The organism is Exiguobacterium sp. s39, assembly GCF_018618925.1.
GTDB classification, from domain to species: Bacteria; Bacillota; Bacilli; order Exiguobacteriales; family Exiguobacteriaceae; genus Exiguobacterium_A; species Exiguobacterium_A abrahamii.
On sequence record NZ_JACSNA010000001.1, the window covers coordinates 677,749 to 699,774 of the forward strand.

The 22,026-nt window shown below is 42.5% G+C and carries 26 protein-coding genes; 24 read left to right on the plus strand and 2 right to left on the minus strand.

Annotated features, from left to right (window positions below; all coding sequences use genetic code 11):
• Positions 1 to 397: 397 nt before the first annotated feature.
• From KNQ11_RS03480 to KNQ11_RS03565, 18 genes are all read left to right on the plus strand, one after another.
• Positions 398 to 1,699: a suppressor of fused domain protein gene (locus KNQ11_RS03480; protein WP_214769627.1), complete on the plus strand. Its 1,302-nt coding sequence runs from the start codon at positions 398 to 400 to the stop codon at positions 1,697 to 1,699.
• Positions 1,700 to 1,715: 16 nt separating this feature from the next.
• Positions 1,716 to 2,255, plus strand: coding sequence for a hypothetical protein (locus KNQ11_RS03485; RefSeq protein ID WP_214722939.1), 540 nt, complete (start codon positions 1,716 to 1,718; stop codon positions 2,253 to 2,255).
• 30 nt (positions 2,256 to 2,285) lie between these two features.
• Positions 2,286 to 3,008, plus strand: coding sequence for a DUF2750 domain-containing protein (locus KNQ11_RS03490; RefSeq protein WP_214769630.1), 723 nt, complete (start codon positions 2,286 to 2,288; stop codon positions 3,006 to 3,008).
• 1 nt (position 3,009) lies between these two features.
• Complete coding sequence (locus KNQ11_RS03495) at positions 3,010 to 3,588, plus strand: hypothetical protein (RefSeq protein ID WP_214722943.1); 579 nt, start codon at positions 3,010 to 3,012, stop codon at positions 3,586 to 3,588.
• A gap of 22 nt (positions 3,589 to 3,610) precedes the next feature.
• Positions 3,611 to 4,261: a hypothetical protein gene (locus KNQ11_RS03500; protein ID WP_214769632.1), complete on the plus strand. Its 651-nt coding sequence runs from the start codon at positions 3,611 to 3,613 to the stop codon at positions 4,259 to 4,261.
• Between the two features lie 87 nt (positions 4,262 to 4,348).
• On the plus strand, positions 4,349 to 5,521 hold the full coding sequence (locus tag KNQ11_RS03505) for an SMI1/KNR4 family protein (protein WP_214769634.1): 1,173 nt from the start codon (positions 4,349 to 4,351) through the stop codon (positions 5,519 to 5,521).
• Positions 5,522 to 5,531: 10 nt separating this feature from the next.
• Positions 5,532 to 6,011 carry a hypothetical protein gene (locus tag KNQ11_RS03510; protein WP_214769636.1) on the plus strand — a complete coding sequence of 160 codons (480 nt, stop codon included), beginning with the start codon at positions 5,532 to 5,534 and terminating at the stop codon, positions 6,009 to 6,011.
• 15 nt (positions 6,012 to 6,026) lie between these two features.
• Positions 6,027 to 6,659, plus strand: coding sequence for a hypothetical protein (locus KNQ11_RS03515; RefSeq protein WP_214769638.1), 633 nt, complete (start codon positions 6,027 to 6,029; stop codon positions 6,657 to 6,659).
• A 22-nt stretch (positions 6,660 to 6,681) separates the two neighbouring features.
• On the plus strand, positions 6,682 to 7,164 hold the full coding sequence (locus tag KNQ11_RS03520) for a DUF2691 family protein (protein ID WP_214769640.1): 483 nt from the start codon (positions 6,682 to 6,684) through the stop codon (positions 7,162 to 7,164).
• Between the two features lie 58 nt (positions 7,165 to 7,222).
• Entirely contained in the window at positions 7,223 to 8,227 is a 1,005-nt protein-coding gene (locus KNQ11_RS16715) for a DUF2716 domain-containing protein (protein WP_251139620.1), read from the plus strand.
• 14 nt (positions 8,228 to 8,241) lie between these two features.
• Positions 8,242 to 8,409 carry a hypothetical protein gene (locus tag KNQ11_RS03530; protein WP_214769642.1) on the plus strand — a complete coding sequence of 56 codons (168 nt, stop codon included), beginning with the start codon at positions 8,242 to 8,244 and terminating at the stop codon, positions 8,407 to 8,409.
• A 7-nt stretch (positions 8,410 to 8,416) separates the two neighbouring features.
• On the plus strand, positions 8,417 to 9,181 hold the full coding sequence (locus tag KNQ11_RS03535; RefSeq protein WP_214769644.1) for a hypothetical protein: 765 nt from the start codon (positions 8,417 to 8,419) through the stop codon (positions 9,179 to 9,181).
• A 51-nt stretch (positions 9,182 to 9,232) separates the two neighbouring features.
• Entirely contained in the window at positions 9,233 to 9,643 is a 411-nt protein-coding gene (locus KNQ11_RS03540; protein ID WP_251139621.1) for a hypothetical protein, read from the plus strand.
• 175 nt (positions 9,644 to 9,818) lie between these two features.
• On the plus strand, positions 9,819 to 10,433 hold the full coding sequence (locus tag KNQ11_RS03545) for a hypothetical protein (protein WP_214769648.1): 615 nt from the start codon (positions 9,819 to 9,821) through the stop codon (positions 10,431 to 10,433).
• 57 nt (positions 10,434 to 10,490) lie between these two features.
• On the plus strand, positions 10,491 to 11,108 hold the full coding sequence (locus tag KNQ11_RS03550; protein ID WP_214769650.1) for a hypothetical protein: 618 nt from the start codon (positions 10,491 to 10,493) through the stop codon (positions 11,106 to 11,108).
• Positions 11,109 to 11,139: 31 nt separating this feature from the next.
• Complete coding sequence (locus KNQ11_RS03555; protein ID WP_214769652.1) at positions 11,140 to 11,304, plus strand: hypothetical protein; 165 nt, start codon at positions 11,140 to 11,142, stop codon at positions 11,302 to 11,304.
• 78 nt (positions 11,305 to 11,382) lie between these two features.
• Positions 11,383 to 11,535: a hypothetical protein gene (locus KNQ11_RS03560; RefSeq protein ID WP_214769655.1), complete on the plus strand. Its 153-nt coding sequence runs from the start codon at positions 11,383 to 11,385 to the stop codon at positions 11,533 to 11,535.
• 50 nt (positions 11,536 to 11,585) lie between these two features.
• The gene (locus tag KNQ11_RS03565; protein WP_035408315.1) at positions 11,586 to 11,966 is read left to right on the plus strand and encodes a DUF5412 family protein; all 381 of its coding nucleotides are present in this window, start codon (positions 11,586 to 11,588) and stop codon (positions 11,964 to 11,966) included.
• A 558-nt stretch (positions 11,967 to 12,524) separates the two neighbouring features.
• Here KNQ11_RS03565 and KNQ11_RS03570 read toward each other — a convergent pair.
• Positions 12,525 to 13,124, minus strand: coding sequence for a DUF624 domain-containing protein (locus tag KNQ11_RS03570; RefSeq protein WP_035408312.1), 600 nt, complete (start codon positions 13,122 to 13,124; stop codon positions 12,525 to 12,527).
• A gap of 30 nt (positions 13,125 to 13,154) precedes the next feature.
• Positions 13,155 to 14,279, minus strand: coding sequence for a GntR family transcriptional regulator (locus KNQ11_RS03575; RefSeq protein ID WP_047395681.1), 1,125 nt, complete (start codon positions 14,277 to 14,279; stop codon positions 13,155 to 13,157).
• 372 nt (positions 14,280 to 14,651) lie between these two features.
• Between KNQ11_RS03575 and KNQ11_RS03580 the strand changes: the two genes are divergently transcribed.
• The 6 genes from KNQ11_RS03580 to araD all read left to right on the plus strand — a co-directional run bounded on the left by KNQ11_RS03580 (position 14,652) and on the right by araD (position 22,008).
• The gene (locus KNQ11_RS03580; protein ID WP_156358989.1) at positions 14,652 to 15,995 is read left to right on the plus strand and encodes an ABC transporter substrate-binding protein; all 1,344 of its coding nucleotides are present in this window, start codon (positions 14,652 to 14,654) and stop codon (positions 15,993 to 15,995) included.
• Positions 15,996 to 16,062: 67 nt separating this feature from the next.
• Positions 16,063 to 16,959, plus strand: coding sequence for a carbohydrate ABC transporter permease (locus KNQ11_RS03585; protein ID WP_035408306.1), 897 nt, complete (start codon positions 16,063 to 16,065; stop codon positions 16,957 to 16,959).
• A 72-nt stretch (positions 16,960 to 17,031) separates the two neighbouring features.
• On the plus strand, positions 17,032 to 17,874 hold the full coding sequence (locus KNQ11_RS03590; protein ID WP_082478680.1) for a carbohydrate ABC transporter permease: 843 nt from the start codon (positions 17,032 to 17,034) through the stop codon (positions 17,872 to 17,874).
• A gap of 74 nt (positions 17,875 to 17,948) precedes the next feature.
• The gene (locus KNQ11_RS03595; protein WP_047395672.1) at positions 17,949 to 19,346 is read left to right on the plus strand and encodes an arabinan endo-1,5-alpha-L-arabinosidase; all 1,398 of its coding nucleotides are present in this window, start codon (positions 17,949 to 17,951) and stop codon (positions 19,344 to 19,346) included.
• 278 nt (positions 19,347 to 19,624) lie between these two features.
• Positions 19,625 to 21,316: a ribulokinase gene (gene araB, locus KNQ11_RS03600; protein WP_214769657.1), complete on the plus strand. Its 1,692-nt coding sequence runs from the start codon at positions 19,625 to 19,627 to the stop codon at positions 21,314 to 21,316.
• On the plus strand, positions 21,310 to 22,008 hold the full coding sequence (gene araD / locus KNQ11_RS03605) for an L-ribulose-5-phosphate 4-epimerase (protein ID WP_047395665.1): 699 nt from the start codon (positions 21,310 to 21,312) through the stop codon (positions 22,006 to 22,008). The genes araB and araD overlap by 7 nt, the downstream gene beginning before the upstream one ends.
• The last annotated feature ends 18 nt before the right edge of the window (positions 22,009 to 22,026 follow it).

Sequence of the window (22,026 nt, forward strand, 5' to 3'; positions counted from 1 at the left end):
TTTTGAGTATTACTTTTACAATTTTACACCCTCTATTCGTTTCTGGTAATAATGGTGTTCTCATGATTGTCGTTGCGTTAATCATTGGCATAATTGATGTTTACCTATCAATTCGGATTTGGACATGGATCGAAGGAAAGTCCTACAAACGAAAACGATACATGTGAGTGAAGCCTAACGGATGAACATTTTAAAAAGTCGCTTTATCTTTTTACATTGCTATGAGATGGCTTCGGTATTGAACCGGAGTCATTTTTGTCGTTTTCAGATGTCACGATACCCTCCACTAGGAAAAAATAAAAAATCCCAAAATTGTATTATGAAATATATAATATATGGTAGAAGATATTTATTGAAAATGACATTTTTTAATGTCATGAAATGAGGATATAAAAATATGAATTACATAGAACACTTAGAAGCCCATTGTGGTGAAAGTACTGGTCACCTTGAGATGGAAGAATTACAAGATCATGCGATTCAATTGTTGCAGTTTCAAAATGCACCGTTTGCGAATGCGAATACCGTGACATCACTTGGATTATTGCATCACCCATTGCAATTCGAGAACGGTGCCGTTATCCATCAAGAAGTGATGCTATCTGTCATGCAACAAGATGCCGAGTCGGATTTAATTGAATTGATCTATCGCTTGACGCTGGAAGCATTAAAGACTGGACACGCTTATGATTTAGGCGAGTATTTAACGATGCCGGATGGGCTGTTATCGAAGTACGGCTTCGCTGCCCTATACGTGACGACACCGTTCTACTTTGAAGAATCATTTCAAGTCTATAAAGGGAACGCGGCACTCGGGGGACCGGAGACGGTGTTACCAGTCTGGTTCGTACCCATCTTTGCTTCGGAAGTCGCTTACATCGAAAAATACGGTACTGAGGAATTTAATGAGATGTTATATGAAACTGAGATGCAGCTGCTTAATTTAAAACGACATCCGCTCGTGGGAGACAATGAAGAAATTGAAGAATCTATTTTTAACAGGGAGGTATTCGTTTGCGAATGCGAAATTACCGACGCCCTTTTTGAAGACGATATCCAACGACCATTAGTACTAAATGGACCGCTAGCGAAAGCGTATCACATGAGTGTTGAATCGGGGGAACAAGGCGATACAGATCAAAATGAAACTTTCCTGTTTGATTTTCTAAATCATCAAAATCGTTTTCCGATCTACGCGACCTTTTTTGCTTTTGAAGAGGAAGACAAAGACAACAGGGCTTTTTTCTCGCAACATCATATGTCGTTCACTTCACATGTCTTGTCTAGACAGAAACAAACGAACGGTTGGTTACGTGGAAAACGAACATCGACAAGTGAGAGTCATTTTTTCACGGTAAAGATTGAAAATGCTAGGATGCTCGAACTCATCCTTGAACACGCTTATAGAGTTGCGTCGATGAACGAACTGTTCATGTTTTCGTATTCCAATCGCTTGTCGATTCAACAAGAGGTCGAAACGACGTACCGAAAAACACGTGTCTTAGAAGATCGGTTCGTTTATCCGGAAGATACGACCGTCGTGATTGTCGGTCATGATGGAACAATGCTTTATCTGCTATCGAACGAAGAACCCTTCGCTTATGATCTTCGGACGGACTGGGCGAAACGACTACGACAACAGTTACCGAACGATACGATGATTCGCCAGCTCAATGGCGAATTGTTCGCAGACCTATAAGAGTGGAGGGAACTTCATGCAACTCATCAAACCAATGAACGGTCAGAATCATTTTTGGCTGTTCGAAAAGGATGGACGGACACTCTACACGTTTCACGGCATCATGGGAGAGAGATTGAAAGAACCAATGAGTGAGCAAAAGTTCTCGCGCTTTTTTAATCTAGATGCCTATATCCGAGAACTCGTAGCTGAGAAAGAAAAGGAAGGATACTCGGTCGTTCAAGAAGCGGATTACCACGAAGTTGTCGTCGAAATCTTTTGTCAGGATACAGAGTATGACGTCATCTTTGAGCATCGTTCGAGCATTGAAGAAGACCTCAACGGTTTTCTTTTTGAAATCGGCAACGGGTATTTTGTTGAAGATGAGTATGGTCCGGAAGCGATCGAATTCGTCCTTCATATCTTGGAGCCGTCCTATATCGTTGAACCCGTCATTGATTATTTTAAGGACCAGTTTGATCTGAAGAAAATCCGAATGGGGCAGGCAAAAGTTCATTATGGGAGACGATTGACCGGGCTTTATCCCACAGGCAAGAACTTTAACCGAAAAAATTAAACACAAAATGTATAAGAAGGAGTCACATAGATGACATATCAAATCGGTTTACCAGGTGTCACAGAAGAGAGATTACAAGAGGTAGAAGCAGAACTTGGCTTCGAGCTTCCGAAAGAACTACGAAATAGGTACAAGCACGAAAACAAATTCAGCATCGGCGAATGGGAGTTTCATCCGATCAAGGACGAACAATATATCAAGCGGACATGGGACGACCTTGTTCGTGTCAACACGACGGATGGGGAGGACTACCCATCCGGTTTCTTACGAATTGCCAGTGACGGAACAGGTGATGAACTCGGATATCAGCTTCCGGACACAGAGACGATCGTCTTGTGGGACCACGAAGAACAAGAACTATTTCCGGTAGCACCGACGTTGAATGCGTTCGTTGAAAAGGAACAACAAATGGAACAGAGTGCTGAACAAGCAGAAGACTTCTTACAGACAGTTCTCGAGACAGGTGCTGTCTATGGTCTATCGAAGTTGGAACAGTCGGGCTGGGCGTACTGTCCGTCGAATCAAGAGGAAACAGACGTCCTATTATTCTTTTCGACGGAAGCGGCGGCAAAAGCACTGCAGACGAAGGAATGGGCGAACTATCATCTGATTCGCTTAGATCTGGATTTGTACATGAATGGCTGGTTACTGAGCATGATTAACGACGGACTGTATTGTGGCTTGGATTGGGGACCGGAGCTCGTCGGACTTGAGCTAGATCCAGAAGATGTCCTAGCTGATCTGGAGGGTTAACATGATTCAGACACTCAGTAAACAGGTGGATGGCATTACGTACTTTTGGTACTTGTATCGTGATGGTCGAACAATCCAGACCTATCACGGTGTCACCGAGCAATGGAAGCTTGATCAAGATGTCAGAGATGAGAAGGAAGAACAGTACTCGACGAGGCGTCAAGCGAAACGACGGATGGAGGAACTGATTGCCGAGAAACAAGCGGAAGGATACAAGCAGGATGATATTTACGGGATACAACCTGGACGAAAGGAACGCGAGAAGTTTCGACGACGGACGTCCTGGTTCGCCTATCTTCTGGTGGGACTTGGTCTGTTTCAGTTCGTGACACCGTTCTCTGTCTTACCAATTGTAGTATTTGGAATGGGTATTCCCTTGATGTTTTTAGCTTTTATCGGTAAAGATTATCTTCCTACATGGCTTCGAATTGTCTGCTTCATTAGTTACTTTTTCATGCACGTGATTCATCAGCAGGAATCGTACATCCCGTATCTTTTCCCGGTTCTTTCGATAGGCACGGGAATACTATTATGGTTTCATCTTCGAAAAACGAGACAACAAATGAAAGTGGAGCAATGACATTTTTAAAAGGAGATGAAACATGCCGCTTCTAGATAAGTTATTACAAGACCCTATCGTTTCTGATCTACCACGTCTTCACACCGCTCTTCTTGCCAAAAATCGTGGCTTACGCAAAGCGTGGTTAGTACATATGGATAGATTCATTGAAGAAGCGAATACGTGGAACTTCGAGCGACAGCGGACGTTTGTGAGTTGGTTATTGTCTACCTGTGAAGGAGAGACAGACGCTTCATTCCTCTTGATTCATCCGCTAAAAGAACGTCTTCTAAAACCGACTTTGAAGAAGTGGATGAAAGAGATGCCGGATGACGTTCGACCTTATCGTTGGTATGGTCTTTTCTTTGATGAAGATGACCGCTTCATCTATTTACAAGAAGCGATTACACGTGGGGGAGGACGGGAGCAGTTAGCGATCGAGAGAATGATTAACCATCTTTTATACGGGTTATGGTATTCTTTCCATCATCTCGATGAAGATTTGTATTTAGGAGAAATCGAAGAGGATGCAGCATCCTTATCAGAGGCTTGGTTACTAATCGAGCAACTCGATGATGCGGTTTTGAAATCGGAATGTATTAAAGAATGGCAGAAGATGAATCAAACCTTAACGGATTGGATTCGTTTCCGGCAAGAGCAAACCACCGGATTCATGGAGTGGCGGATGCAATAAGAATCAAAGGGTTAAGTTTGATTAATCCAATGGCATTAGCAAGTTGGAAATGTCCTCTCCGTTATATTTAAGAAAGAGGTATACACCATGAAAAAACTAGGCGCGTTTACAAGTCACAAAGGGAATTTGATTGTCTCGGATCCTGCTTTTCTTGAGCCGGATGTAGAATACAACGTGACAATTCCAGTTGAACAAGGTTCGAATTGGACGGTCTTCTATGACGAAGATGAGTTCGAATCAATCAATTTGCTTTACCTAACAATGAATGAAGAAACGAAGATGGATCCATCCGATTTCGAGCCGTTATCCGATCTAGTCGTCGTCGATTCAGCGCAGCTCGTCGTCATGAACACAGCGGATTACGGGAGACGGGAAGTCATCGATTGGGAGATTCGAAATACGCTAGAGTTCGACGAAGAAATCGACCCGTTCTATATCGCAATCTCAGATGAAATGATGGAAGATGAAATCTTCCTGTTTCCGTTCGGTGTCGCCGTTCAGTTAATGGGGGACGGACACTATGAAGTCTTTGTCCGACGAGAAGACGGTAACGAGACAGGTATCGCAATCGTCCTCGGGGAACATGAGGCTTTTGAAGAACACGATGACGAGGAAGACGTGTCACTAGAAGACGTTGAAGTTCCACGACTGAATCATCAGAACACTGCTTTACCAGACGATGTCTTTCTTACGAATATCCTTCAGGCGATGCGACTCTTTTATGTGAACGATCAAAAATCCTTGAAATACAGTATTCCAATCGAAGGTGAGAAGGTGGAGCATAAGCTGTATTTGTATGATTATTCATCCTCCATCCAAAACTATCAAGTGTCCGTGGAGAGTCCTTGTCCAGAAGCCCGCCTCCAAGCATTCGAGACCAATCATTTTGCGATCCCGGAGTGGTATAAAGAGATTTTGAGAGTCTGTAACGGTATGCGTTTTTCCGAAGAGTTGAAGTTAAACGGTATTCCGTTGACGAGCTGGAACGGGTTATCGCATGAGATCCAAGGCAATCTCTCGGTTAGTCTCGATGAATACGCGTTAACCGAGTTCGAGGCGATCCGTGATAAGTATTTCTTTTTTGGGTCATCGTTTAGACGGGACGAATACTATGCAGTATTAAAAGAGCGTCCAGACGAAGCTGTCTATTGCTTCGACTATAGAACGTTGAAACTCAAACGCCAGGCGACGACTTTCCAAGATATCGTCCGTGATGCGTGGCGCGCGTGTAACCTGAAAGCACTACATAAAAGAATGTGAGGATGATTTCATGAAAACAATCTATTCCCGTGAAGACTTACTCGCACTCGACGATCCTTTTGAATATGAGGTGGGGTTACCGATCCGAATCAGAGAACTCCCGTCTTCCGTCATCAAAGAGGAGATACCGGATAGCCGCGAACAATTGGATCGTCTTCTGAAAGATGGCTATACCTTGGTCATCCAGAAGCCCCGAATTCCGAACGTTCCCGTATTTGCGGGGTTACCCGTGATAGCGGAGAATACGATCATGAAATTGTATGTTTACGAGGCGAATTGTTGTGAGGATGCGTTATGGGATGTTTTGTCTGAGAATGAATACGATCGGCACTGGGCTTATTTTTTATTGAAGAAAATCGAAGGTGTCAGATTCGAATTGGCTTATACGCAACCATCACAACAATCACTCAGACTCACTCATCTTGGTACGAATCAACTCGTGTATCTACAGTTTGAAACGTATCAAAGCGTATCGTGTCAGTGGGATTGAAAAAGGAGATTTTTCATGAAAACGTATATCGAAGAGCATAGCGATGCGACCCGCGTCTACCCTTGGCTTGCGGATGCGAGCCCATCAATTCGTTGTTTATGTGTAGTCGGTGAGATGCTCCTGTTTCCAGAAGAAATCGTCCAGTTCAAACAAATCAGTAGTGAAATGTTCCGTAACGAGCTAAGGCAAAAGCATGAGCTGAGCACGTATCGCTTTTATTTAGTAGTGTGTGCCGGAAATGGGTTCCAGTCAAAAAGAATCTTTGATTATTACAAACTGTGGCGTCTACTCGAACGAGAAGAGATGCTTGATGGCTTCACATCCCGAATAGAAGTACCAGTCCAAGTTGGAGAAGAACCGTATTACGTTGGGATTGCTGAATTTGGTCTCGAACAGCTTTCGACAGCCATTGAAATGATTAGTGACTCTCCATCTAGGTATACCATTATTTGTGCGAATCATGATCGACCATTACATTGTCAGGAATTACTAACACATGTGCTCGATATCGGCTTAACAGAAAGTGGAGACGTACCAGTCGTCGAGATGGTTCCGACATTGACAGCACAAGGTTACGCCGTCTGCACGTGGGGAAGTTCAAGTGAAGAACAAGAACTACAGTGTTTTCATACGGCAGCCTTCTTATAACAAGGTAGAAAGAGGGGATTCGATGAGTCTGCGTGGTGTGTCATTTGAAATCCCGAATGAACCGGGGCGTATCTTGATCGACATATTAAGTGCGATTGAAATGAAAGAGTATGATTGGTTTCTTCGTAATTTTGATTTTCCAATCCAAACCATGGACGGGGAGTTGTATGACAGTTTAAAAGAGTTTTCGGTCGATCAGAACGTGACAGGACGTGAACTAGCGAAATGGCTAAGGGGACCTAGCAATTACCTGATCTTTGCTGAATTATTTGCATTTCAAAGTGGTCAGACTGAAGAAGTAGGAATGACGTATGAGTGGTTTCAGAAAAGCAATTGTCACATCGCGATTTTGGTATATGACTGTACGTACGTCGATATCTATTGTAAGGAGCAGCACGTATCCGAAGCATTTTATGAGAACGCCGTGAGACGTGGATATACCGGAATCGAATGGGTGACCGATGACAATGATCCTCGCACTCGTTTGTCGGTATGGTCAGAATAGGACGTTATTCGTACTAGCAGATGTAAACGTATTGTGATGGAAGGGAGCGAAACCACTCATGATCCAACTGACAAAACAAATCGGCTCCGTTATGCTCTACCAAACAATCTATACCGAGGGACGAATCATCGTGCAGCACGAAGGAATCGTTGGAGCATGGGTGAGAGAAGAAGACGTAAAACAGATGCGCGCCTCTCGCTTCAAACGATTGGGTGTACAAATTTTACAGCTGGTCGAGGAGTTAGAACGTCAAGGCTATCGTGAGCTGAACGAGATCGATTATACGGAACTGGTTGTCCAGTTTTCATATGAGAAAGGTCAGGAAAAAGCGGCGCTCGAGCGTCGTCATATGATGGAGGAGATGATCGATGAAGGTCTGCTTCATACAGGAAACGGCTACTGTGAAGGGGGAGATATCGGTAGTGATACGACGAATATCTTTTACTACGTCCTTGATGTCGAGGCAGCTGTTTCTCTGATCTTTGAAGGGATGAAGGAACACAATGTACGAGGCGAACCGATCATCGCGGTATCAGAAGGAGAAGCGTACACCGTTCTCTATCCTGAAGGAATGACGTTCGATCTGATTGGTGAAGGGAAACCATGGAGCTGGATTCCGATGACGCAAGCCGAGGACGAGAAGGTATGGCACGTCATTGATCAACAATTTCAATTCTCGCCTAGTACGACGGTTTTCCCATCATACCATGCCCCAAGTCCGTTCATAACATATGAAGTGGATTACGAGAAACGAGAAGAGATCGAGCGGGAGCTAGGACGTATTCTGACTGAGATGACTGTTGAAGGAGAACGCGTCATGGCTCTTGATTGGAATCATCAAGGATACTGGATCGACCCAAGACGTCCGTTTCTTCAAAATGAAGAAGGAGACTGGATGATTCCAGCCGTTCCAGATGGCGATTACTCCTTTTTCATCGCCCGAGATTTTCGCTGGGGATATCTCGGTCATCCGTGGGAGGGAAGTATCACGTTGTTTGGAGAAGATATGATCTCTGCGTTCCAAGGGACAGACATTTTTATGAATGAAATCAGAAGAGGATAAAAGGGGGACAGGAAGTGAGAACACCATACGACGAGTATCAAGAAACAGCATTATGGCAGATCATCTCGGAGGCAATCAATGAATTAATCGACAATGATGATCTCGAAGAACGGACGACGCATGAACATATTGTTGGCTACCTCTATAGCAAACTAGAAGGTCGGATTAAAGATGAAAAGTAAGAATAGGATGCGATTTCAACGAGACGAATGGATTGATGTTTTCCGGGAACTGCTACCACGTGACGATTGGCAAGACCTCATCCGTCTTCAGGTGAGTCAGCATTCGTATCCGTTTGAAGTGAAGTTACTAGAACGACCACTCAAGCAGAATCCAAATATTCATGATTTATCGGATTGGACGGTTCGTTCCCACTTCATCATGACGGACGCCGCGCAGCTTGACAGATTTCTCGAACATCTTGTCATCGAACAGCAAGAAATGGCAACTGAAGCAGAGGTGACACTCATCGTCCAAAAACAAGGACAAGGAATCGTCCGGGTCACAAACGATTGTGTCTCGATGTATGGAGTCGCATATGAGGAGCTCGATGACGCAGGGACAGAATATGAGAACTTTTTTGATGCGATTTTACCACACGCCACGTTTCCGGTCGAAGTTGTCTTTTGTGGTCGAGGTGTCTTAGATAATGATGATTCGATTCACGTGATGACATTGCACGATACCAATTGGCAAACGGTATTTGAAGAACATTTATTGCATTTGCTGAATCGAAGAGAAGTCACGTCAGGATTATTTTCGAAATATGCACGTCCCGCGCGTCAAACGCTTGAGGACTTTATGTCTGAATTCTCGTTATTGATGGCGTATAACTTCATTATTACTCGCGATGCGATGGATCGATTTGGCATGCTCGATCACTTTTGTACGAATGGAAAGATTGCGCATTTTGGAAAGGCAGACGATCGAGAGACGTCTTTCAAGAAACAATGAAAACTTCACACATAAGGAGGAAACACAATGAGCTTAGCGTCATATATCTGTATGGAGAGACAAATTCCTGATCAGTATCTCAATTTGGATGAAGAAGATGAAACCCTTCCCTTATACATCGGCCCCTGTTTTGCGGATAAAGACTGTCTATATGAAGTAAAAACGAGGCATTTTCATAAATGGTATGTATATGAAATTTCGAGTCACTGGGGCATCGAGATCGTTGAACCTTTTGATTCCGAAATTGCACTGGAATCGAAAGAAAAGCTGCGTTATTTGTTTACGCTCATGAGTGACTTCTTAGACGAGGGCGAATCGTTTGAATTGTATACCTGTTGGATTGGGGAAGAGTCCGATCCGCAAGTGAAAAGTATGACGTTATCATTGGCACTTGATCAGTTAGAAGACATTGAGATTCCTGAAAGAACGCATATTTTAATCACGAAACAGAGTGAAAACTAAGAAGCCGCTGATTCATAGCGGCTTTGGTTTAAAAGGTTCACTTTGAAGTTTGAAATGACAAAAGTAAGACGGTGGTTAATTAAAAAAAGAGAGTAGTGCCAGTAATCGAATAGAAGCACTGTTTCCAGAAGATGAAATCGAGCGGTAATAAAGTGATTGAGGGAGGAGTGGAATCGTGTTATATGTCTATTTTGAGAAGCATATGAATCACGCACAAGTGTTTAAGGATAGATACTTGTACGTTGATCGACCAGAACGTATCGACTTCATCTATTCAATGGGTTGTCTACCGGATATGGAAACTAAAAGAGACTATCAAGGCGATTCAAATCAAGTCTTAAAACAATTTTTGACGCGTCTCAATCGCTACCCGATTTTCGTCACGTTCGGTGGAGGTTTTACGGACGAGGAGGTCGAGCCGTTTTTTCAAAAGCACGATCTATCGTATACAAAGGTTCGACCAAATAAGAACTTATACTATAGCGTTCAGGTGCATGATGCGAGCGAACTTGAGCTGTTGCTAGATGAGACCTATTGGTATGGGGCTGTGAACGAAAACTTCTTTATATCGTTTACGAATCTCTTGACGTTTGAGCTGAGAATGGTCAAAGGATGGTTTTTCAAAAAAGAACGTACCGTTCCCGTCATTCGTGCGACGAAAGAGATGTCGTTCATCACGATGGAGCATGATTTCATGGGCTATTATCTGTTTTCGAATGAAGCCTGTTTTAATACCGAGGACAAGGTGAAAGCCATCTTTCCTGACGATGGTACCATTGAATTCTATTGATGAAACAAGCAGTTGAATTATGTAGATGGATCTAGCAGAATACGTGGAGGAATTTTTATGTTATATATCTATCTCGATGAACATACGAATCATGCAAAAGTGGTCAAAGACCACTATCTCGATATTGATCCACCAGGTGCTGTTAAGTCGATTTATTCGATGGGATGTATTCCGAATGACGAGAAACGTGACTATCAAAATGACTCCAATGAAGTACTGAAGCATTTTTTGACGCGTCTGAATCGCTTTCCACTATTCGTTACGTTCGGCGGTGGTTTTACCAATGAAGAGGTGGAACCATTTTTTCAGAAGGAAAACCTATGCTATACAAAGGTTCAACCAGATAAGAGCAGTCCTTATTATAGCGTTCAGGTAAACTATATAAGCGAACTTGAGCGTCTGCTGGACGAAACGTATTGGTATGCAGCTGTGAATGATTTTTACTTCCTATCCTTTACGAATCTCCTGACGTTTGAACGGAAAATGGTCAAAGGATGGTTTTTCAAAAAAGAACGTATCGTTCCTGTCATTCGTGCGACAAAAGAGATGTCATTCATCACGATGGAGCATGATTTCATGGGCTATTACCTGTTTTCGAATGAAGCTTGTTTTGATACTGAAGACAAGGTAAAAGCGTTTCTTCCGAAAGGAGACGGCATCGACTACTATGATTGACATCCGGTCTGATGATAAAAGGGAGGACATCATGTTTGGAATTAGTACAAGTTTAAAAGAAATGCCAGAAAATGAAAAAGAGATTCTCTGGTATCCGAGTAACGTCCAACGCTTTTTGAAAGAAGACTTCGCAAGGATATCTAATCGTTGCGATCTCTTAATTAATCTCGATCCTTACGGCGATAAGTTGTTCTAAGCAAGAGAAGTGAACGAGTTAATCGGAATTTGCGAGCTGCTTATTCAACGATATTGTATACCAAAGGAAGCGTGGATAATGAATCAAGCGAATCATAATGCGAATGAGCCGTGGATGATACATCAGTCAGATAAACGAATCATGGAACTACATCAATTTTTAGAATTGTTGAAGCGGATGTGCATCGCGTCTGTCTATCAGAACGCGTTGATTTGTTTTTGGGGCGATTGATTGAACGATTGAGGAGTCGCGCTAATAAAGTAAAAATGAGGGATTAAGAAGTGATTAAGAAACTGAAAATATTAGGAATTATACTAGGTACATGTCTTGCGTTATACGTAGCGTGGTATGTCTATCGTTTCATATTTGTCGAAGATATCAGTATGGTTCCAAAAGAAGAGTATATCTCGAAAAGTATTTCGCCCGATCAGGCGTATACGATTCGTTTTTACCGCGCAAATGGTGGGGCGACAGTAGATTTTGCTATGCTTGGCATCATGGAGAACAAGGACGGAGAAAAGCGTAGAATGTACTGGGAATATCCTTGTCGCGAAATAAAAGAAGTGAAGTGGACGAAGGATACAGTGACAATCAATGGCACAAAAATTAAGGTATGGAGTCAAGTGTATGACTTCAGAGAAGGGATATATGAGGCAGAATAGGGCTCCCGTCTCTTTGACGTGAACTATTCATGCAAAACGCGCTCCTGAACGCGTTTGATGAAGAATGATTTTTACTCTTTTGTTCTTTATCCATATTTTCATTTCTTTTGTACTCAATCTATCGTATATAGATCACTACATATATTCATGGAACGTATTTTTCCTGGTAAGGAGCCAAATCATGAACTACCTCTCTGCAGGATATTTTCTCCTTCTGCCAACCTCCCGAAAAGAGTACTTGAATAGGACGGTTGTTCCAGAATCCATTCTATCTGTAAGTGAATGTATCTGTACTCACTATCCTGATACGAGTATCTTATGGGGAGATTCGGAAGAAAAGAAGCGCTATATAGAGCAACCCGGTCTTTCTCTTAACACATTTCAGTTTCTCAAACAATGGAACGTTAAATGCCGTTACCGTGACGATATTTGCATCCGTTCAACACGTTCTCGGATCGTCCCTTTGGTAACCTAGAACTTAATAAGAAGCTCACGATTAAAATGAGATTTATACCGAAGTAATTGCTTGTCTTCATTTATATACCTTGTCAACAACGATTAAGATTCAAGCATCACGCGATCCAATTGATGCAAGTACAGTTTGGTAGTAAGAAAAATAACAAATGAAAAGCCGAACAGTAAATAAAGTGGTGATTGATATGTTAAGACACTCAATGTTGCTAGTAGAAGAAATGAAAACAATAAAATGTATCCATAGCGTACTAGACTAAAAAGGGCTAGCTTAAGGGCATCCCTTTTTTTCAAGTCGTAATGCGAGAGAATCGGAAATAAGAAAACGGAAATAGCCAAGAAGAACAGACTGACGATTGAAAGACTCGTAAATAAGAAGGTCTGTCCTGTCTCTAAGTGACGAATGATTAAAAAATCAAAAAGTAAAAACAGTAAGATGAAGGTCCACAAAATGCCGAATTTAAAATGGGATTGCATCGCTTCTTTAAAAAAACGAATGTAGGCTCGAAAAACACTGTAATCTTGATGAACTGACCACTGTCTTGTGACGGCAGTTAGTGCATAAAGAGCTGGGAAAATCGTGATGACTGGTAAAAGGGTGATAAAAAAAATGAAGTTCAACTGTACGAGTCCAGTAGTGAATTCAAGTAGCTGGAATAGTTTGTTTTGTTCATGTCTTAAGTTCATAAGTACCTCCCCCGAAGTTCTGCTCAAAAATTAACTAGATTTAGATTCGAGACGATTGAATGGTGCTGTTGAGTTACGAATAATTAATTCCGGTTCATAAATGTGAGATGGAGGGGCTTCTTTTTTTTCCACCGCTGCAATAATCCGTTCTGCTGCAGCGCGTCCAAGTTCTTGTTTCGGGTGAATGATCGAAGTCAATTTCACTTCCGTTGCCACTGCAAGTACGGAATCATCATAACCCACGAGAGAGACATCTCGAGGAACAGATAGATGTAGCTTCCGTAACTGATCCAAGACACTTAATGCCAATTGATCATTGTAACAAACCACAGCACTTGGTCGATGCTTTCCATTTTCAAAGAGACGTCCAATCGAATCATAAAAACTTGGAATTAACTCTTCCGTTGTATAGGTAATGATTAATTCTGGCTCTAAAGGAATGTTGTATTCACGAAACGCACGAAGGAATCCACGCATTCGATAAACACCCTGTAAATCATCCGTCTTAAACAAGCCTATGATCCGTTCATGACCAAGGTTGATTAGATGTTCCGCTGCTAAAAATCCACCTCTTTCGTCATCCATCATAAGATGAGGAGGCATTAGTTGAGAGTAATATTGGTTGATCATCAAATAGGGAATGTTTTGCTGCTCAAGTTCTAGATAGTATTTGATGTTCGGATTATAGTTACTACTTTTCGTGGGTTCAACAATTAATCCATCAATTTGACGATCTAACATCATTTCGAGGCATTGACGTTCTTTGTCTACATCATTGTTTGTGCACGAAAGTGTCAGCGTGTACCCTTTTGAAGCTAAATGCGATTCAATTCCTCGAATGATAGATGGAAAGATGTAATCAGACATATACGTTGTAATGACACCGATGTTTTTTCCATTATTAGCACGTTCAGTTATCTCAGCTTCTAGTGTAGGAAGTACTTGGGAGCAGTAAGTTCCTGATCCTTGTTCGCGGTACAGGTATCCTTCATTTACAAGTTCTCCAACTGCTTGACGAATCGTGTGGCGACTAACTTTAAAGGATTGTACAAGCTCACTTTCAGGAGGAATTTTTTCGCCCGGACGTACTGTGCCATCTTTAATCCAATCGAGAATATGATCTTTAACAATACTATATTTTGTCCGTTGTGCCATGAGGCGTCCCTGCTTTCTCTCTTGTAACAGCAAACTTATCCGTACAAGATGTGATAGTACTTACATATTAGCAAATATTTGTCCGGTTTGCTATGGATTTAAGAGAAAATCAATAGATATACTAATTAAATGTACGTACAAAAAAGAAATAAATGACAAAAAATCGAATTGACATGTCCGAATGTGTGTAATAGACTCAAATTGTTCAGAAAACGCTTTCATTGTTCATTTAACTTGTTTTAATTGTCTTTCTTATAGCGTTGTGTGGGCTTCGCTGTAAAAAACATTGTTTTTACTTAAATAAATATGTACGTACATCTTAATTCCGCTTTGACACTGAAAACTAAATCAATGGAGGAATTCACAATGAACATTAAATCAAAGAAAATGTTTGCGCTAACCATGACTGCCTTGATGACTACATCGATAGCATTAGCTGGTTGTTCGGGAGATGGCAAAAGTGCTGACGGGAAAGTCGAACTCACATTCATGTTTCGCGGGAATCCTGAAGAATTAAAAGCGTACAAAGCAACAGTAAAACGATTTGAAGAAGCCAATAAAGACGTTAAAGTGACAATGGTACAAACAGCTCCAGATCAATATGATACGAAATTAAAATCTGCAATTGCAGGACGGAAAGTGCCAGATGTCTTCTTTTACAATCCGGCTCAAGTCAAAGCTTACGTGAACTCAGGTGTACTACTAGATATTACAAAGAACGTCGAAGGATCGAAAGACATCCAGTTAGAAGACATCTGGAAAAAAGGGGTCGATAAGTACCGCTATGATGGAAAGGTACTTGGCAAAGGGGCTATATATGGTTTACCCAAAGATTTAGGACCATTTGCGCTTGGCTATAATAAAACGATGTTCGAGAAAGCGAAGGTACCGCTTCCGGATAAGGACAAACCGTACACATGGGACGAATTCATTCAAGTAGCTAAAAAGTTAACGAAAGATACGAATGGCGATGGAAAAATGGATCAGTACGGTACAGGATTTAATGTGAACTGGGCATTGCAACCGTTCGTTTGGAGCAACGGAGCAGATTGGATCAACGAAGAGGGAACGAAAGTAACGATTGACGATCCAAAATTCATCGAAGCTCTCCAATTTTTCGTAGACCAGCAACTAAAGCATAAAATCACTCCATCAATCGGAGAATCACAAACACTCGATACCTATCAACGCTGGATGAAAGGACAACTTGCGTTTTTCCCTGTTGGTCCTTGGGATATGGCAGCTTTTAAAGATCAATTGAAGTTTGAGTATGACCTTCTTCCGTGGCCAGCGGGATCAACAGGTAAACCAGCAGGGTGGGTCGGCTCACTCGGGATTGGTGTAGGATCAACGACGCAACATCAAAAAGAAGCAACAGAACTGGCCATGTACTTATCTGCTAACCAAGAAGGGCAACAAGCTTTAGTGGATGCGCAAGTTCAATTACCAAACAGCATGGAAATCGCAAAAACTTGGGTGGAGGACACATCAATCAAGCCTGCCAACAAACAGGAATTCCTTGATTTGATTAATGATTATGGACGTGGTCTCCCGGCAGAAAAAACGTATACTGCTGAATGGTATGACGAGTTCTTCAAAAACATCCAGCCTGTACTCGATGGAAAAACATCAGTTGAAGACTATGTAAAAAAAGAGCAACCGAAAATGCAAAAGTTGCTAGATGATGCCATCGCACAAGAGAAACAGGCGAACTAACTAGAGATGATGATTTAGGTGGCGTAAGTCGCCACCTGAATCTCTAGCGTAGAAAGGATGGAAGACAATGAAGACAAAACCGATTCCCAAGTTATATCGTACGGAACAACGGTATGCCTATCTATTCGTTGCGGCTCCGGTGATTGGGTTCTTTCTATTTGCGTTAATTCCGTTAATGTATTCCTTCTATGGTGCATTCACGAACTGGAACGGACTCGGACAAATGAAGTTCATCGGACTAGAAAATTTTATTAATGTGTTTCAAGATGAGTATTTTTATAAAGCCATGTACAACACGCTGTTCATGATGATCGGAATTCCAATTGGCATCGTATTAGCACTTCTCCTTGCCCTCGCGTTGAATCGAGGGATTTTTGGTACTAATACGTTCCGCGTCATCTATTACATTCCCGTTATCTCTTCCATCGCGGCTGTCTCGATTTTGTGGCAGTGGGCATATAACGGTGATTATGGTTTGGTGAATCAGTTCTTGGACTTGATTGGTATTGATGGTCCGAACTGGCTCCAAAATGCCAATACCGTTAAGCCGGCATTGATCGTCATGGCGATTTGGAAAGGTCTTGGCTATACGATGCTCTTGTATTTGGCAGCCTTGCAGAGTGTACCGCGTTCGTATTATGAAGCAGCAAAATTAGATGGTGCGAATGCCTGGCACTGCTTTTGGTATATTACGCTCCCAATGGTTAAACCGGTCACCTTCTTCATCATCGTGACAAATATTATTGGTGGGGCGCAAATCTTTACGGAAATCAACGTCATGACGCCGACAGGGGGACCGGAGTATTCCTCTGCTTCTGCCGTCTTCTACATTTGGCAAAAGTCCTTCGGAAACTTCCAGTTGGGCTATGCTTCAGCGATGGCACTCGTTCTCGGTCTTTTCATTTTCATCGTTACCTTGTTCCAATTCCGTATGAACGAAAAATCATCATTTGACTTGGATTGAGACATTCATACCTTAGAAAGGAGAATGACCATGCAGTTAGCCCTTACCCGTAAAAAAGAAAAAGTAGAGACGATGTCCGTGAAGAAAAAAGATCGAATTACTGATATATTCGTCTTCATCTTTCTGACGATGGGTGCAATCGTCATGATCGCACCATTATTGTGGATGGTATCGACCTCTCTGAAGTCAAAAGATGAAGTGTTTTCCCTTCCACCGGTTTGGATCCCCACAGACATATCGTTCAATAAGTATATGGAGATTTGGAATATGGGTCCGCTGTTGTCTGGTATATCAAACAGTTTGATCGTCGCCCTATCTGTCACGATCGTTGGAACGTTCACCTCGAGTCTTGCGGCATTCGCGTTCGCTAAGTTGAATTTCAGAGGAAAAAATAAAATCTTTCTTCTTTTGTTCGCATCTGTCATGATTCCGTATCCTGTCCTGATGATTCCGCAGTTTATGATGTTCTCGGAAATCGGGTGGGTCGATACCCTTCTTCCGTTGATCGTACCTGGTTTGTTCGGGAATATCTTCATGATTTTCTTCTTACGCCAATTCTTGAACAGTATTCCGAATTCTATCATCGAAGCGGCTAAAATTGACGGTTGTTCCTATTTTCAAATCTTTTATAAAATCGTCTTTCCATTGATCAAGCCCGCTGTAGCTGCACAATTGATTTTATGGTTCATGGCGATTTGGAACGATTATCTCGGTCCGATTCTTTATCTCAATTCTCCCGAAAAACAAACCCTGCAATTGGTCATCGCCAACTTTAATGCATCCTATGCTATTCAAAGTGATTATCCGTTAATCATGGCCGCGTCTGTTGTCGCCTTATTACCAATGCTGATCGTCTTCATGATCTTTCAAAAACAAATCATCGAATCGATTGCCATTTCTGGCGTTAAAGGTTGAGCTGTAACGAAAAGATGAAACACCCGTCTTAAGTAAAGGCGGGTGTTTGTGATTAAAGGAGGAAAAAAAACAATATGAAAAAAATGATGATGGGGATCATTGTCTTATTCATTGCAGGGTGCTCTTTTTTTTGGTGGTCTACGAATGCGTCTCTCGAAGATTTGGAATTACCGAAAGCGCCATTCGATAAGGAAGTAGCAGACGTACAACCTGATATTTTGAATCAGGAAAAGAAATGGACTACAAACTTTGCGCATGACGGAGCGATCATAAAAGAAGGTGATACCTATTATGTGTTTTCGACAGATTATATGGTAGGAGGTCCACCGACACCGGGCATCCAGATTCGAAAATCAAAAGATCTCATTAACTGGCAATTTACAGGACGTGTATTTGACGAAGTCTCTCAAGAAGCATTCAAATGGACAGGAGGAAATACGTTTTGGGCCCCTTCTATTACGAAGATCAAGGATACATTCTACCTTTACTATTCTGTCTCAAAAGTCGGGAGTCGTACCTCGTATATTGGAATGGCGAGCGCTTCAAATATTGAGGGTCCATGGCACGATCAGGGAGTCGTCATCGCCTCAAAAGAAGGAGATGGAAAATCAGTCAACGCGATTGATCCTCATGTGCTCCAAGATAAAACGGGGAAATGGTGGATGACGTATGGTTCCTATTTTGGCGGTATCTTCTTGACGGAAATCAATCCGAATACAGGAAAGCTGATGAAAAAGTCATCAGAAGGGGAGTTGCTGGCTAAGCGAAAAGATATGACGATGGGAATTGAAGGCCCAGAAATTCTTTTCAACGCAAAGACAGGTTACTACTACTTGATGGTTTCATACGGTTGGCTAGAAGATTCGTATAATGTAAGGATTGGGCGCTCGAAATCAATCAATGGACCTTACGTTGATTCACGTGGTCGTGATCTACGTGATACTTCAAATGAATCTTTTGATACTGGTGTAAAAATTGTAGGCTCCTACCGTTTTGAAGAAGACGACGGTTATGTAGGGACCGGTCACTCTGCATTTTTACAGGATGGAAAAGATACCTTTATTATTCATCAAGCTCGACCAAGTGAAGATATCTACTGGTCGCAATTGCAGGTGAGGAAAGTGTATTGGACAAAAGATGGATGGCCAGTGGTTTCGCCCGAACGATACGCAGGTGAAAAGAAAATCAATGTTCAAAAAGAGCAGATCGTTGGAGAATGGGAGATCATTGCTTTCCCGCGCTTTGATGACGGTCAGCAACAATCAAGAAAGCTAAAGTTGCAAATGGATGGCAGTCTTTTGGGTAAGAAGGGTTCATGGCAACTAAAGGGAAGCATCCTTGAATTACGCATAGGACAGGAGACATACGAGTTACAGGTTGGTGCAGCATGGGATTGGGAAAATTGGAAATCAACGATCATCATGACAGGTCTTAGTAAGGATGGAACAGCAGTTTGGGCAAAAAGACGTTGAACCCATCATTTGTACGGACAAATGAATATATTAAAGAAGGTTGATCATCTGATAGATAGAAAAAAACGTCAAAAAATGCGTATTTTTCTGAAAAATGATTGCATATTCTTAAATAATTGATACAATCATAGTGTAAGTTATACGTACAAATTTATTGTTTATTTAAATTTTCTGCATGGATTTTGATTATTTGTCCGGATGAAAACAAGAGAGTGCCCACACACTTTATTTTTTCTTCTGAAATGTAAGCGTATTCTTTTTGGGAGTAGGGTGATGAAATGTCGAAATATACAATCGGAATTGATTATGGCACGCAATCAGGTAGAGCCGTCTTGATTGACGTCGAAACAGGTCACGAAGTGGCGACTGCAGTCAAACCATACACACATGGAGTGATGGATCAATTTTTGCCTGATGGAAAAACACGGCTTGAACATGACTGGGCACTCCAACATCCGCGTGATTATTTAGAGGTCCTGGAAATGACGATCCCGGCAGTTGTCAAAGAGGCAGGTATCACGAAAGAACAAGTCATCGGGCTCGGCATCGATTTTACAGCTTGTACGATTCTACCGATCGATGCCGATTTAAATCCGTTGTGCTTCCATGAAGAGTATCAACATAATCCGCATAGCTATGTGAAGTTGTGGAAGCATCATGCAGCTCAAGACGAGGCAGACGCTTTGAACCGTATTGCGACTGAACGCGAAGAACCTTTTTTAAAGCGTTACGGCGGGAAAATCTCATCCGAATGGATGATTCCAAAAGTCTGGCAAATTCTAAACGAAGCACCCTCCATTTACGAGGCTGCTCACGAAATTTTAGAGGCGACGGATTGGGTCGTTTCTCAATTGACTGGAAAAGTGGTACGCAATAGTTGTACGGCTGGCTATAAAGCGATCTGGCACAAACAGGAAGGCTATCCTTCAAATGAGTTTTTTAAAGCGTTAGATCCACGACTTGAGAACGTAGTTGAAGAGAAGCTTTCCAATGACATCGCACCAATCGGGGCCAAAGCAGGAGAATTAACGATATCCTTTGCAGAACGAATCGGTCTCCTTCCGGGAACTGCCGTTGCAGTAGGAAATGTTGATGCGCATGTTGCAGTACCTGCCGTTGGAATCACGGAACCCGGTAAGTTGTTGATGGTGATGGGAACCTCTACTTGTCATATCCTGCTTGGTGAAGAGGAGCAGGTCGTACCCGGTATGTGCGGGATCGTCGAAGACGGAGTCTTACCAGGGTATATGGGGTACGAAGCTGGTCAGTCCTGTGTCGGAGATCATTTTGAATGGTTCATCGAAAACTGTGTACCAAGTGACTATTTGCAAGAAGCAACTCTTCAAGGAGTTAGTACGCATCAATTATTGACCGATAAGGCAACGATGCAACGCGTCGGTGAACATGGATTGATCGCACTTGATTGGTGGAACGGAAATCGTTCTACACTAGTGGATACAAATCTGACGGGTGTACTTCTAGGTGCAACATTACTGACAAAACCAGAAGATATCTACCGCGCATTGATCGAAGCGACGGCCTATGGCACGCGAACGATTGTCGAAGCGTTCCGCACAAGCGGTGTTCCCGTCCACGAAGTATACGCTGCAGGAGGAATTGCGGAGAAGAATGCCTTGATGATGCAGATTTATGCTGACGTTCTAAACATGGAAATCAAGATTTCAGCCTCTTCTCAAACCCCCGCTTTAGGATCTGCCATGTTCGGTGCCGTAGCCGCAGGAGCAGAACGAGGCGGTTATGCCACCATCATGGAAGCAGCGACGAAGATGGGACGTGTAAAAGAAAAGACATATCTTCCGATTCCAGAAAACGTTGAAGTGTATGAGGCGCTGTTCGCTGAGTATACGAAACTATACGATTATTTCGGTCGTGGAGAAAACGATGTGATGAAGCGATTAAAGAAAATCAAAGCTGAAGCGTCGCGTCAGAAGGGAGAACCTGTATGGTGAGTCGTCAATTAAAAGAAGAAGTGCTTGAAGCGAACCTAGCATTGCCAAAGCATGACTTAGTCACCTTTACGTGGGGAAACGTCAGTGGGATTGATCGAAATGCGGGTTTAGTCGTTATCAAACCGAGTGGTGTCCCCTATGACGCTTTGACGATAGATGATTTAGTCGTAGTCGATTTAGAAGGCAATGTTGTCGAGGGTGATCTACGTCCATCTTCTGATACGCCAACACATTTGGCTTTGTATCGTGCTCTGCCTGAGATCGGAGGCATTGTCCATACGCATTCCCCTTGGGCGACAAGCTGGGCGCAAGCAAAACGAGCAATTCCTGCATTCGGAACGACACATGCCGACTACTTTTATGGAGAAATTCCGTGTACACGTGAACTATCTGATGAAGAGATCGAGACGGCGTACGAGCTAGAAACCGGAAACGTCATCATTGAGACGTTGAACGAACTACACTTGGAAGCTGTTGCTGTACCAGGTGTGCTGGTCGCAAATCATGCACCTTTTTGTTGGGGGAAGCATGCGGATGAAGCCGTGCACAATGCAGTCGTACTTGAGGAAGTAGCCAAGATGGGTATTCATGCCTTGAATCTGAATCCAGGATTAGCACCCATCAAACAAAGCATCTTAGATAAACACTACTTGCGCAAACACGGAGCAAACGCCTACTACGGTCAGAAATGATAGGTGCACATAGCTAGA